Origin of the sequence: Paenibacillus cellulositrophicus, from assembly GCF_009363095.1 — a bacterium.
Classification (GTDB): Bacteria; Bacillota; Bacilli; order Paenibacillales; family Paenibacillaceae; genus Paenibacillus_AQ; species Paenibacillus_AQ favisporus.
The window spans coordinates 2,984,165-2,996,850 of sequence record NZ_CP045295.1 but is presented as its reverse complement, the minus strand read 5'-3'; the positions used below and the strand labels follow the sequence as shown (position 1 = coordinate 2,996,850).

Annotated in this window: 12 protein-coding genes; 9 read left to right on the top strand and 3 right to left on the bottom strand. The window is 52.9% G+C overall.

Annotated elements, in window-relative coordinates; genetic code table 11:
• Window positions 1–72: 72 nt before the first annotated feature.
• The 3 genes from GCU45_RS13460 to GCU45_RS13450 all read right to left on the bottom strand — a co-directional run bounded on the left by GCU45_RS13460 (window position 73) and on the right by GCU45_RS13450 (window position 2,848).
• Entirely contained in the window at window positions 73–1,161 is a 1,089-nt protein-coding gene (locus GCU45_RS13460) for an alcohol dehydrogenase catalytic domain-containing protein (RefSeq protein WP_240913347.1), read from the bottom strand.
• 110 nt (window positions 1,162–1,271) lie between these two features.
• Entirely contained in the window at window positions 1,272–2,033 is a 762-nt protein-coding gene (locus GCU45_RS13455) for a DeoR/GlpR family DNA-binding transcription regulator (RefSeq protein WP_076172929.1), read from the bottom strand.
• An 86-nt stretch (window positions 2,034–2,119) separates the two neighbouring features.
• On the bottom strand, window positions 2,120–2,848 hold the full coding sequence (locus GCU45_RS13450) for an MgtC/SapB family protein (protein ID WP_076172979.1): 729 nt from the start codon (window positions 2,846–2,848) through the stop codon (window positions 2,120–2,122).
• A gap of 322 nt (window positions 2,849–3,170) precedes the next feature.
• Here GCU45_RS13450 and GCU45_RS13445 point away from each other — a divergent pair, with 322 nt between their 5' ends.
• From GCU45_RS13445 to GCU45_RS13405, 9 genes are all read left to right on the top strand, one after another.
• A complete protein-coding gene (locus GCU45_RS13445; RefSeq protein WP_076172932.1) occupies window positions 3,171–3,467 on the top strand; it encodes a hypothetical protein in 297 nt (98 codons plus the stop codon).
• 208 nt (window positions 3,468–3,675) lie between these two features.
• The gene (locus tag GCU45_RS13440; protein ID WP_152399314.1) at window positions 3,676–5,151 is read left to right on the top strand and encodes a spore germination protein; all 1,476 of its coding nucleotides are present in this window, start codon (window positions 3,676–3,678) and stop codon (window positions 5,149–5,151) included.
• Window positions 5,144–6,226 carry a Ger(x)C family spore germination protein gene (locus tag GCU45_RS13435; protein WP_152399313.1) on the top strand — a complete coding sequence of 361 codons (1,083 nt, stop codon included), beginning with the start codon at window positions 5,144–5,146 and terminating at the stop codon, window positions 6,224–6,226. Before GCU45_RS13440 ends, GCU45_RS13435 begins: the two co-directional genes overlap by 8 nt.
• 19 nt (window positions 6,227–6,245) lie before the next feature.
• A complete protein-coding gene (locus tag GCU45_RS13430; protein WP_152399312.1) occupies window positions 6,246–7,358 on the top strand; it encodes a GerAB/ArcD/ProY family transporter in 1,113 nt (370 codons plus the stop codon).
• Window positions 7,359–7,512: 154 nt separating this feature from the next.
• Complete coding sequence (locus GCU45_RS13425) at window positions 7,513–7,962, top strand: Dps family protein (protein WP_152403039.1); 450 nt, start codon at window positions 7,513–7,515, stop codon at window positions 7,960–7,962.
• 75 nt (window positions 7,963–8,037) lie between these two features.
• Window positions 8,038–8,457 carry a pyridoxamine 5'-phosphate oxidase family protein gene (locus GCU45_RS13420; protein WP_152399311.1) on the top strand — a complete coding sequence of 140 codons (420 nt, stop codon included), beginning with the start codon at window positions 8,038–8,040 and terminating at the stop codon, window positions 8,455–8,457.
• A gap of 203 nt (window positions 8,458–8,660) precedes the next feature.
• Window positions 8,661–9,605 carry a helix-turn-helix transcriptional regulator gene (locus GCU45_RS13415; protein WP_167527132.1) on the top strand — a complete coding sequence of 315 codons (945 nt, stop codon included), beginning with the start codon at window positions 8,661–8,663 and terminating at the stop codon, window positions 9,603–9,605.
• 1,223 nt (window positions 9,606–10,828) lie between these two features.
• Complete coding sequence (locus tag GCU45_RS13410; RefSeq protein WP_234489601.1) at window positions 10,829–11,752, top strand: ABC transporter permease; 924 nt, start codon at window positions 10,829–10,831, stop codon at window positions 11,750–11,752.
• Window positions 11,753–11,767: 15 nt separating this feature from the next.
• Window positions 11,768–12,676 (top strand): carbohydrate ABC transporter permease, encoded by a 909-nt coding sequence (locus GCU45_RS13405; RefSeq protein WP_076173532.1) that lies wholly within the window; start codon window positions 11,768–11,770, stop codon window positions 12,674–12,676.
• The last annotated feature ends 10 nt before the right edge of the window (window positions 12,677–12,686 follow it).

Here is a 12,686-nt window from a genome sequence, read left to right as displayed (position 1 = left end):
CCTGGGCATCCTCCAGCCGTTTTTACTTCAACCCGCTTGTGTGGTACACTATTGAACAAGATTTTCGCTCTCTCACCAGCGAAAATCGAGGTACATCTTTTTCCAGTCTCTGTGAGCCAGGGCAGATTCCATTGCGCCCGCAAAGTCTTCTGCCTTGCTCACCGGGATATAGTCATCCGGCACCAACTGCCGGAGCGTCTCCTGACATTCCTCCTGCTGCATCACTTCAAGCACCTTCCGAAAATCGCTGTGCGAGCTGCGGCTGCTGCCGTGGATCGTAATGCCTTTCTCCAGCACATCCCGCGTATTGATAGGAACCAGATCCTCGCTGACGCCCATGGCGATCAGATGGCCCCCAGGGAGAAGTAAGTCGATCCCTTGATTGATGGCGCTTTCACTAAATCTTCCGCCTGTGCATTCCAGCACGACATCAACCTTCCAGCCGCCTTGAAAATCGTATTCCTGCACCATTTCGGTCCGGGCAAACGTGAAATGCTCCAGCTTCTCCTGAATGGCGCCGAATACCGTCAGGCGCTCCGTGCTCACGCCAAAGGCATAATGGAGCATGGCGGCGGTCAGGAAGCCGACCGGGCCGTCTCCGAATACGGCGACCTGTGCGCTGTCCAGCAGATCGGCCACGGGGCGGATCGCCCGGTAGGATACGCTGCACAGCTCCGCCAGCACGGCAATGTCATCCGGGATCGAATCCGGGATCGGAATGGCGCATGCCTCCGGAATGACGAGCCGGCTCTGCGCGATACCGTCGATCGTACTTCCGAGAAACTTGCCGTTGTAGCAGTAATTCTCCGGAATGTCTCCCCGGCAGGCCGGACAGCACTCATCGTGCTTGATGCCGTTCAGCAGATAGCCCGGAAGGTTCGGCACGATGGCGACCCGCTGTCCCGCTTGAAGCTTGGAGGAGCCGCCGACGACTTTCCCGATGCCTTCATGAAGCAGGGCCATCGGCAGCTTGCGGGCAAGGACTTCGGGTTTCCGAAGGCCTCCGAAATACCGAAGGTCGGCATGACAGATGCTGGCCAAAGTGGGTTCAATGACGACGAATCCTTCCGTGACGGTCCGATCCATCGTCATTTCTTCGACATGGTGGGGGTGGGTGAGCCGGAGCGACCGGGAGTCCACCGTTTGCGTAATCGTACTCAAATCAGGGAACACCTCCATGTGACGTTATTTGGTTTTTTTAATACTGGATTTCCTTATCATTCGATCGGGCCTGACATCATCGTCAGCTCCCTGAAAGGAGCTGCGTTCCGTCAGACGGTTAAAATTTGAATGCCGGCGTCCTGAAACTGCTTAATGTCGTATTCCGCTACCTCGTTGCCCGTGATCAGGGTATGGATCGAGCTATTGGGAGCGACATTATACAGCGAAATTTTGCCGATTTTCGTTTCGTCGGCGACGACGATGACTTCCTGGGCGGCCGCGATCATGCCCTGCTTGGCCACGACCAATTGGGCTTCCGGAAGCGTAAGGCCGTATTTGGGATGGATCGCGGTGGTCGCGATAAAAGCTTTGGATACGTGTACTGAACGCAGCACGTAATCCGTAAACATGCCGTTCAGCATGAAGCTGGACGGATACAGTTCCCCGCCGGTGACCGTCACTTTGACGCCGGGAGCGTCCCGAAGCTCGGCCGCCACGTTCATGTCGTTAGTAATGACGGTAATGTTGGAGCGGTGGACCAGGTTGCGGGCGATGTGCAGCGTGGTCGTGCCGGAGTCCAAAATGATGTGATCCCCGTCTTCCACCAAGCTTGCCGCCTTCTGGCCGATGCGTTCCTTCTGATCGAGCTGGATGCCCGATCTTTCGTTGAACGAAGGCTCGTGATGCGTGAGCTGTTCCACAATAACGCCGCCGTGCGTCCGTTTCAGAAGCCCTTCCTGCTCGACCTCGGCCAGGTCGCGCCGGATCGTCGCTTCATGAACGCCGAATTCCTTGGCTAACGTGCCGACAGAAGCCGACCGATGCTGTCTGACAAATTCGACGATTCTCATTTTTCGTTCAGCTGCCAGCAATATAACCATCCTTTCCACCAAATCGCATATACGATTGCTTACATTTGTTCATTTTTGCTCATTTGTCAGGCTTGCCGTCGGTTCGATTACATCTTGAAATTGGAATACTTGTTGTTTGCGGAAAATTTTTGTGCGAATTCTGAGGAGATTCCCGACGATTCAATGCCAAGCACGTCGGGCAGGGAAGATATTTTGTCCATGGCGGCAACCACCTGCATCGGATTTGGGGAGCGGATATGGAATTTCAGTTCGACCATGGCATCCGCCAGCCCGTCGGGCGTGCGGATTTCGATATTGTTGATCTTGATGCCAAGCACATCCAGCTCGCTGGCGACCGTCACAAGCATGCCCGGCTTGTCGGGCACCCGGATGAGGAAGTCGAAGTTCCTCTTGCGGTGCATGATGAGCTTTTCCCATTTGTTCAGGGCAAACAGGCTGATAAAAGCAAGACCGGTCGTCAGAAGGGCAGAGTAGAGAAATCCGGCGCCGATCGACAGTCCGATCGCGGCTACGACCCATACCGAAGCGGCGGTCGTCAGTCCGGATACCGTCTGTCCCGAGCGGAGAATGGCCCCCGCGCCGAGAAAGCCGATCCCGCTGATCACCTGCGCAGCGAGCCGCGCCGGATCCAGGCGGACGTTCGTTTCGTCCACGAAGGCTTCAAAGCCGTACATAGACAGGATCATGATGGACGCCGAGCCGAGACAGACCAGGATATGGGTCCGAAAGCCGGCGGCGTGATTGTTCCATTCGCGTTCCATGCCGATCAATCCGCCCATGGCGACCGATAACAGCAGCCGGAGCGTCAAATCCATATTGCTGATATGCCACACACTGTCGATTCATCATTCCCCCTTAACTCAAGCGAAAATGAACATTCAATGCCCAAATCAAACATAAATGAGTATTATTTGCGCAATATATGCTCATTTATGTTCACAATTTGTTCATTTGTCGCTATATTAACACGCAGATTTGCGGAAGACAATATATCTGGAGGAAATTTTTGAAATATTTTTTTAGAGGAGGGGCGTTTTCCACCAGAATACTTTGCTCTATTCCATCCATAATAAGGAGAATGATCGGATCCAAGTATGCCACGCAGCATGGAGCCGAAAACGCAGGGAGGAATCGCCCATGAGTCAAGAAATGAAGGATGAGAAGCGGGCCCTTTCGACAGACCTGTCGACCGTGGAGTCGCAGCGCAACGATCTGGCCTTCGAGGAGTTTCCGGACGGGCCCTACGGGTCGCCGGTCAACGCCGAGCAGCTGGGAAAAAGCACGCCGTGGCGGGTGGACCAGCGCAGCTCGGGCCGATTCGACTACGAGAATCATGAGCTGCACGAAGGCCATGTCCGGGATTTCCCGGGCCAGGACGTTTTCGATGAGCGGATTCCGGATGACGTGAATAAGCCGAGGGTTCCGGAGGAATGAAATGAGCGAAGAAGATATTTTTAGGTTTATGAAAAATGCGCTGAGCTAATCGAAGGACCCTCAAATGAGCCGATACGGACTGCCGGCTTCCCTTGGGGGTTCTTTTCGTTCTATTCCGTGAGCTGCACCCGGGAAATGAGGTATGTTTTGACTGGGCGCCGAACATAATGGGATCTATGCTCATTTTCTCACAGGAAAGGAAATCGTCATGAAGCCTGATGCACCCAAGACCCTCCGTGAAATATTGGAGCAAGCCGCCAAGTCCAGCGATTTTCGGCAGTTTTCACCCAATGCGGAGGACGACCGGATCCGGATCAGCTACTATTCTTCTCTTGTGGATGCGGAGAAGATCAACCGTCATCTTATCGCTGAAATCCAGCAGCATGATGATGACATTTATCGGCTGGCGGACATTCAGAACCGAATCCCGTTCGATGAAGCGCAAATCACCGAGGAAACGTCGGAAGTCGAGTCCAAGCTGGTCAAAGGGTATGTGATCCTCCAGATCACGTCGGAAGAGCCGGCTTTTTTGATCGTTAATATCAACCAAACCGAACAGGGACACCGCCAAAGCAACGAGACTGAAAATGAATTCAGCGTCGTGGGACCCAAAATCGGCTTTGTGGAAAATATTCATGTCAATGTCCATTTGCTGAGACAGCAAATCGCCGTAACGAGGCTGGTGATCGAGGAGGTTTCGGTCGGCAGCCTGTCCAATACGAAGGTCATGATCGCTTATCTTGACGGGGTCACGAATCCGCAGCATATCGAAACGATGAAACAGCGGCTCGGCAGGATCGACTTCGAGGTCGTATTCGACACATCGATTCTCGATCAGATTATATCTGATCATACCAACTCCCCGTTCCCGCTTTTTCTGTCGACGGAAAGGGTAGACCGGGTGGCTTACGCCATTACTTCCGGACAGGTCGCAGTGTTCGCGGACGGATCACCCTATGTCTTTACGGGCCCTTCCACGTTTTTGGACTTTTTCGTATCGCCGGAAGACTATTATTTGCCCTGGATTATCGGGTCTTTCTTTCGCATCGTCCGCATTCTGAGCGTCATCTTCTCCATTTTTGTCACGCCTGTCTATGTCGCCGTATTAACGTATCATTTCGAGGTTATTCCGGAAAATATACTTGAGCCGTTGATCATGTCCCGAACCCATGTCCCGCTTCCTCCCGTGCTGGAGGCGCTCTTCTTGGAAGTGACAATCGAGCTGCTGCGGGAAGCCGGAGCCCGGCTCCCGACCAAAATCGGCCAGACGCTCGGCATCGTAGGCGGGATCGTCATCGGCCAGGCCACGGTGGAAGCCGCCCTGGCGAGCAGCATCCTGCTGATCATTGTGGCGTTGTCAGCGCTGGCCTCGTTTACGACTCCGATTTTTAAAATGGCCAACACGATCCGCCTCCTGCGTTTCCCGCTGATCCTGCTGGCCGGCCTATGGGGCGGGCTGGGGATTGTGGCCGGGCTCTTTTTGCTGCTTGGCCACCTGCTGCGGCTCAAATCCCTCGGCACCCCGTACTTGCTGCCGCTGTTCCCGCTGCGGACGGGCAATTTAGGTGATAGCTTCGTACGGCGATCGTACCGGTATATCACCAACCGGAACATTTACCTAAGGCCTCTGGATTCCAAGCGGTATACCCCGAGTGAAGACCAGGAGGATATTGAGCATGAGTAGCCTCGCAAGATGGCTGGGGATATTCGGCATCGTCTTTGCACTTGGGGGATGCGGCAACGATCGAATGGTCGATAATATCCGTATGGTCACGGTGCTCGGATTTGACGACGGCCGCCCGGGTTATATCGGGACCGCTCTCTACAGCGATTTTACACAGAGGGGGAAGGTCGGCACGCTGCAGGGGCGGGCGGGGCAGACCCAGCTCGTCCTGAATGAAATGAACGGCCAGTCGGCCCAGCCGGTCAAAATCGAGAAGCTGCGGCTGCTCCTGTTCAGCCGGGAGCTCGCGGAGAGCGGACTTTCGTATTTCATCAATTCGATCTGCCGCAACCCGCTGATCAGCAATTATTTGACGGTGGCCGTATCGGAGGAGCCGGTCACTTCCCTGGCCAAGGTCATAGCCGAGCAGGGCAACCGTGAGCTGCCGTACCATCTCATTGAGCAGAATATGAAATCGGGGAATATTCCGAGATCCAACCTCTCGACGATGTTGTTTGATTACCATGGCCTGGGAAGGGACGTTTCGCTTCCGGTCATCCGGTTAAACGCTGCGGGCAGATTGCAGGTATCGGGCTATGGCATTTTCAAGGAGGACCGGTTAAAACTCACCTTGAATCCGGAGGAAATGTTCTATTATAAGCTTCTTCAGGGATATTCCATGCGCGGGGAAATTCCGTTCACTCTGAAAAAGAACGGGCAGGAAGGAACGGCCCTTTTTTCGGTGAGCTATGGAAGGGAATCCAAGCATGCGGTCATGAGGGCAGATGGCTTGCATATTCAAGTCCAGCTCGCGATCAGTGGAATGGTGAAGGAGTATCCGAGATGGATGGACTTAAGAAAGGACTCCAATGACCGCGAGGTAGACCGCCAGCTGGAAAAGCAGATACGGGAACGCCTGATGTCGCTGCTCGCCAAACTGAGGGACAGCGGCGTGGATCCGCTGGGCGTAGGGGATTTGGTCAGGGCATATTCCCGGGACTGGGATGAGAAGGAATTTTACGAAAGGCTGTATCCGAGAACGGCGTTCGATATCGCTATCAACCTTCAACTGACGAAATCGGGAATCGGAGAATGACAAGGACAGGTGGTCGAAGATGCCCAGACAGATCAAAGAAAGCTTAACTGTATCCCCCTATCTGCTGTGGTTTATGATTCACGGAACGCAGACAGGCATTGCCATGCTGAACTTTCAAAGCCGGAACATTAAGGGGGCGCAGCAGGATTCCTGGTTATCCTTACTGCTCGTCGGCCTCAGCCTGCACGCGGTCGTGTGGATCATTTATGCGATCATGAAGCACGCGGATGGAGGCGATATCCTCCACCTGCATCGACAGTTGTTCGGCAAATGGCTGGGAGATACGATGAATCTCCTGTTCTACGGTTATATGCTGCTGTTTATCGTCTATCAAATACGGTCTTACATGGAGGTCATCCATATTTGGGCGTTTCCCACGACGCCGATCTGGTTCGTATGCCTGCTTATTTTGCTGACCGCCGTATATATCGTGACCGGGGGGCTACGGGTGATCACGGGAATCTGCTTTTTCTGCGTCGTCATTCCCACCCTGCTCCTGATATCGATTTATTTTCCGCTGCAGTATGCCCATTGGACGAATTTCCTGCCGCTGCTGAACCATACGCCGCTTGAATATGGCCAGTCGGCGTTCCATTCGCTCAATTTATTTTACGGGGTGGAGTTTCTGCTTCTGCTGCACCCTTTTATCAAGCATCCAGAAAAGTCCCGGAAATGGGCTCATATCGCCGTAGCCCATTCCACAGTACTTTACTTGATCGTCGCTATAGTCACATTGGCGTTCTTTAACGTTCAGCAGCTGGAGCATACGATCTGGCCGACGCTGATCCTGTCGAAGGTGGCCCGGCTCCCGTTCATCGACCGGTTCGATTACGTGTATGTGTTCAATTGGTTTATCGTGATTCTGCCGCCGGTATGTATGGCTATGTGGGCAGGAACCAGAATTTTGAGACAGGTCACCCCACTGAGATCCAAGCCGCTGGTATGGTTCACATGCGGGATGTCATTTGTCATTATCGCCGTATTACAAGGACCCAAGACGATCGACAAGCTGGATTCTGTGGTAACCTGGGCCGGACTGGTCCTGCTGTACGTCTATCTTCCGCTGCTGTGCCTCTGGGTGCATATCATCCAGCGGTATCAAAATCGAAGGGCTGCAGTAGAAGGGGGGTGAAATCGTACCCATGCCTGGTTGGGATTAAAATGATAGAAATGGCATATTGATTTACTGTAACTAAATTGTGTACAATTTAGTTACAGAAGAAAGCTTACAACCGAAAGGCTTGCCGAAGGCCTTCACTGACTGATAAAAAAGGATGGGATAAATGATGACAAACACAACGACATTAACATTGGAACAGGCATTGAACCAGCAGGTGGCAAACTTCAGCATCCTTTACGTGAAAATTCATAACTATCACTGGTATGTAAAAGGAGAACAGTTCTTTACGCTGCATGCGAAATTCGAGGAACTGTACAACGACGTTACGCAAAAAACGGACGAAATCGCCGAACGCCTCCTGGCGATCAAGGGCAGACCGTCTGCTACATTGAAAGAGTACCTGGAAATCGCCACGATTGAGGAAGCTACAGGAAAAGAGGACGCGCGCGGCATGGTGCAGTCGCTCATCCATGACTTCTCGGCGGTAAGCAAGGAACTGCATGACACCATCAACTTGGCGGAAAGCGCCGGTGACCACCCAACCGCGGATATGCTGATCGCGATGCAGACGGACTTGGATAAGCATGTATGGATGCTTGAATCCTACCTTGGCTGATTTCAACGATTTCCAACGAACGAGGGGCTCTCGCCCTTCGTCGATGATGTCAGAAGAGAAGGGGTGTGATTATTAATGGAAGCTAAATTCGCCATGGAGCATGAGGTTGCCAAAATTCTGGACCACCACGAATACGCCGCCGTTGCGACGGTGGAGAATCAGAAGCCGCGGCTGCGCCGGATGCCGAAGTACAACAAAGGACTGAGCATCTATCTTGTCGCAAATCGGAAAAGCCAAACCTGGGACCTTGAAAGCAAGACGCCGGTGTCGCTGCTGGTAGGGCATGGGGAGAACGACTCCCGGGAAACGGTGGAAATCGACGGAAAATTAACCGTGAACACGGAGGAAGCTCTCCGTCAGCAGATTTGGCGTGAAGAGTTCAGCGCGGACTTCTCCGGCCCGAATGATCCGGATTATGTGATCCTTCAGGTTAAGGCCATTCGTGTGGAGTTAACCGACAAGGACGGACAGAAGCACGAGTGGTTCGATTATTGATTGAATCCCGCGGCAGCGGTGATAGCCGCCTCGTCAGATTGAAATCTGATGAGGCGGCTTTTTGGTGTGCTGACAACAATCCGTTATTCTCTGCGGAGCTGCAGTGAATTGGCGGACTCAAGCAGCGCTTGATATACAATTGCCCGGTGAACCGATACACTTAAGCGCAAATAACCTTTGAAGGGGTGTTGAGGATGTTTGATATGGTCAAAATTGGGAGAACTATCGCCCGGCTTCGCAAGGAAAAGGGCTTTACGCAAATGGAGCTGGCGGATCGGATGGGAATCAGTTATCAGGCGATCAGCAACTGGGAACGCGGGGAAACGATGCCCGATATATCGAAACTGCCGCAGCTCGCAGAAATTTTCGGCGTCAGCATCGACCGTATGTTGGAAAGTTCGAAAGGGACGCAGATCATCCAGACGATTGTCGAGGACAAGACATCCGAATTTTTGCAGGAGAACGAGGTGTCCGTCGAGGAGTTCGCGGGTATCGCCCCAATTCTCAAGTCAGCTCAGGCAGACGAGGTGTTTGGGCATATCAAAAACAAGCTCAAGCCGAAAGATATCCAGTCCATCGCCCCGTTTGTCAGTGAGCAAGTGATCGATGAGGCCGCCCGGCAAGCCTTCGAGAACGAAGGAATCGGGGCGCTGGCGCCGATTGCGCCATTTATGAGCATTGATGCGATCGATAACTGTGCGAGGAAAGCTTACGAGAGCGAAGGGGTCGGTGCGTTGGCGTCGATTGCGCCGTTTATGAGCATTGATGCGATCGATAACTGTGCGAGGAAAGCTTACGAGAACGAAGGAATCGGGGCGCTGGCGCCGATTGCGCCATTTATGAGCATTGATGCGATCGATGAGTGTGCGAGGAAAGCTTACGAGAGCGAAGGGGTCGGTGCGCTGGCGTCGATTGCGCCGTTTATGAGCGATGAAGCGATCGATAACTGTGCGAGGAAAGCTTACGAGAACGAAGGGATTGGGGCGCTGGCGTCAATTGCGCCGTTTATGAGCATTGATGCGATTGATGAATGCGCGAGGAAAGCATGCGAAAAGGAGGGGCTCGGAGCCTTGGCGCCGATTCTCCCGTTCATGGATCAGGAGCGGATTGACGCCTGGGTGAAGGAAGTAATCCGCGACATGTCATGACCGATGTACACCAGGCAATACTGATTTCTGGAAAGATGAAGACGTTCAAGGGAAGCCGAGGCAGGACCGGCTGAGCTTGGACGTTTTTTTTAGATATAAGAAAGTATAAGCGAAAAAAGAGAAAGCAGGGCTGCAGCAGCCAAAAAGGTGGAAGTGAAAATGACCGAACGTCATTGTCAGCCGGTTGTGACGGCAAAATTGATGTAAACGCATACATGTTATTTTTGACCTGCTGCAAAACCGCGCCGCATAAGGGCTCGTGCGGGAATTGTCATTTTTGATATATACACCTTAAAGGCTATCCAAATCATCAAAAATGACATATTCGGCTCCTGAATCACAAGTGAATGTAACCACCGGAGCCAGATTTTAAGCCGATTTGATGGGGGAGCGAAAACGACATATTTACGCAAGACGGGGGCTCCGATATGTTTAGTGTAAGCGTTATCACCCCGCCGCTGAAGCGAGATGCGGGGGAAACAGGCAAGCTTAACTAACGATCAAAAACCGTGGCCGAGAAACAGGGACATTTGGTGGAGGATCGGCCCGCAGATAGATGCGTTGAGGATGGAAGCTTTACCGAAGAAGGATGTTTCAATTAAGGAGAAGGTTTCATTGAAGAGGGATGTTTCTTCATTGTACGAAACCATCAGAACCGATCGGAAGCTCTATCAGGATCCTGTTCGGAACGAGGACGCTAAGCAGCTTGCCTGGTTTGTTTAACTGCCCTAATGAGGATGGGCTATCGCCTAGATGCTGGTCAGCCGAAATTTTTTGTTCCCTTAGTAAAAGGGAGAAGTAACGCGAGACAGCTGGCAGGGTACATCGTCAAATGGCTCACAAGAGGAAGTTTAACCAAAACTCTTCCTTAGTTCAGGTAATATACCGAACACAATTGTGTGACTTAAGTTATCATTATTATGTCAAGTATTGCTTGATTCACCCGAATTCGCTGCAAAAACAACATATTCCTCTGGCCAAAACCGGTCGATTTTCTTCTTGTTCGTACGGGTTTTCCCCTGAATTTCAGGTTCATGTGGAAAATGACATATTTACGAAGGTTTTACCGATCGAATACGTTTAGATCACAAACCTTATTCACCCGCCTTTTTCGGGCTTTAACATCCGTTATCACGGAGAGATAAAGGCAACAAACAACCTACCAGAGAAGGAGTGATACGATGCATGATACAAAAGCTGCCATCGCAGGCCCGCCTGCTGTGATGCCGAGAAAGAAAACCCACAAAAGCTTGTGGAAGCGCATCATTCTGAACTGGGAGCTGTACCTGTTTATTGCGCCGGCCTTTTTCTACTTTCTTATTTTCTGCTACGGGCCGATGTACGGCATCCAGATCGCGTTCAAAAACTTCATTCCGACAAAAGGAATTACGGGAAGCCCGTGGGTCGGCTTCGACCACTTCGTCCGCTTCTTTCATTCCTACTACTTCTGGGATCTGCTCTGGAACACGCTGAGCATCAGCTTGTACTCGCTGGTCGTTGGTTTTCCGATCCCGATCATTCTGGCGCTGGCCTTCAACGAAGTCCGAAACGGCTTCTTCAAGAAGCTGTCCCAGACGGTGACGTACGCACCGCACTTTATTTCCATGGTCGTTATGGCGGGGATGATTATCACGTTCCTCTCGCCGTCGACGGGGATCGTCACCCACATGATCGAGGGGCTGGGCCTGAAAGCGCCGGATTTCCTTACCGACCCGCGCTGGTTTAAGACGATGTACGTCTTCTCTGACGTGTGGCAGAGCGCCGGCTGGGGCACGATCATCTATCTCGCCGCGCTATCAGGCGTTGATCCGGGGCTGCATGAGGCGGCGATTATTGACGGGGCCTCGCGCTTCCAGCGCGTGCGGCACATCAACATCCCGGTACTGATCCCGACGATGACCATCCTGCTCATCCTGAATATGGGCAGCCTGCTCGGGGTCGGCTTTGAGAAAATCCTACTGCTGCAAAACCCGCTCAACATGAGCTCGTCGGACGTCATTTCCACCTTCGTCTACCGCTCGGGTCTCGTGGATGCGCAGTACAGCTTCTCGACCGCCATCGGCTTGTTCAACTCGGTCATCAATGCGGTATTGCTCATCGTTGTCAATCAGATCGTCCGCCGTACGAGCGAGAACAGTTTGTGGTAGAGAGGAGGGGCTTCGATGTTATCTGGAGTCAGAGAAACCCGGCGGGATAAAGTCTTTCTCGCCTTCAATTACCTGTATGTGTTTCTGGCGTTTCTAATCGTGTTCTACCCGCTGGTGTACATGGTCAGCGCCTCCATCAGCGATCCGAAAGCTGTCGGGTCCGGGGAGATGTGGCTGTGGCCGAAAGGCATTACGTTTGACGGCTACAAGCGGGTGTTCGAGAACACAAGCATCTGGACGGGGTACGGCAATACGATTTTGTACACCGTGGTCGGGACCGCGATCAACCTGCTCGTGACGCTGCCGGCGGCGTATGCGCTGAGCCGCAAGGACTTTGTCGGCCGCAACTTCTTTATGGGCATGTTCATGGTCACGATGTTTTTCGGGGGCGGCCTGGTGCCGACGTACCTCCTGGTGAAGCAGCTGGGCATGGTCAACACGATGTGGGCGATCGTCATTCCGTCGGCCGCGTCGATCTGGAACATCATCGTCTCGCGGACGTTCTTCCAGAGCTCGATTCCGAAGGAGCTGCAGGAAGCGGCGCAGATCGATGGATGTACGAACATGCGGCTGTTCGTGAAGATCATCCTGCCGCTGTCGATGCCGATCATCGCGGTCATGGCCCTGTTCTACGGGGTGGGCAACTGGAACAGCTACTTCTCGGCGCTCATTTACCTGAACGACTCGGCGAAATACCCGCTGCAGCTGGTGCTGCGCCAAATTCTGGTGCTGCAGGAAATGGCTGCACAGGGCGGAGGAGCGATCGACGCCTCCACGGCGGCCGCGATGAACAACAAGGCGGAAATCGCCGCCCTGGTGAAGTATTCCGTGATTATCGTCGCCACCATTCCGGTGATTGTCATCTACCCGTTCCTTCAGCGTTATTTTGTGCAAGGTGTCATGATCGGTTCGGTTAAGGGCTGATCTTGCCATA

What these genes read in the sequence shown, in the direction of transcription:
- GCU45_RS13450 (WP_076172979.1), bottom strand. Translation starts at nt 2,848, where the DNA reads ATGGATTTGACGCTCCGGCTGCTGTTATCGGTCGCCATGGGCGGATTG.
- GCU45_RS13445 (WP_076172932.1), top strand. Translation starts at nt 3,171, where the DNA reads ATGAGTCAAGAAATGAAGGATGAGAAGCGGGCCCTTTCGACAGACCTG.
- GCU45_RS13440 (WP_152399314.1), top strand. Translation starts at nt 3,676, where the DNA reads ATGAAGCCTGATGCACCCAAGACCCTCCGTGAAATATTGGAGCAAGCC.
- GCU45_RS13435 (WP_152399313.1), top strand. Translation starts at nt 5,144, where the DNA reads ATGAGTAGCCTCGCAAGATGGCTGGGGATATTCGGCATCGTCTTTGCA.
- GCU45_RS13430 (WP_152399312.1), top strand. Translation starts at nt 6,246, where the DNA reads ATGCCCAGACAGATCAAAGAAAGCTTAACTGTATCCCCCTATCTGCTG.
- GCU45_RS13425 (WP_152403039.1), top strand. Translation starts at nt 7,513, where the DNA reads ATGACAAACACAACGACATTAACATTGGAACAGGCATTGAACCAGCAG.
- GCU45_RS13420 (WP_152399311.1), top strand. Translation starts at nt 8,038, where the DNA reads ATGGAAGCTAAATTCGCCATGGAGCATGAGGTTGCCAAAATTCTGGAC.
- GCU45_RS13415 (WP_167527132.1), top strand. Translation starts at nt 8,661, where the DNA reads ATGGTCAAAATTGGGAGAACTATCGCCCGGCTTCGCAAGGAAAAGGGC.
- GCU45_RS13410 (WP_234489601.1), top strand. Translation starts at nt 10,829, where the DNA reads ATGCCGAGAAAGAAAACCCACAAAAGCTTGTGGAAGCGCATCATTCTG.
- GCU45_RS13405 (WP_076173532.1), top strand. Translation starts at nt 11,768, where the DNA reads ATGTTATCTGGAGTCAGAGAAACCCGGCGGGATAAAGTCTTTCTCGCC.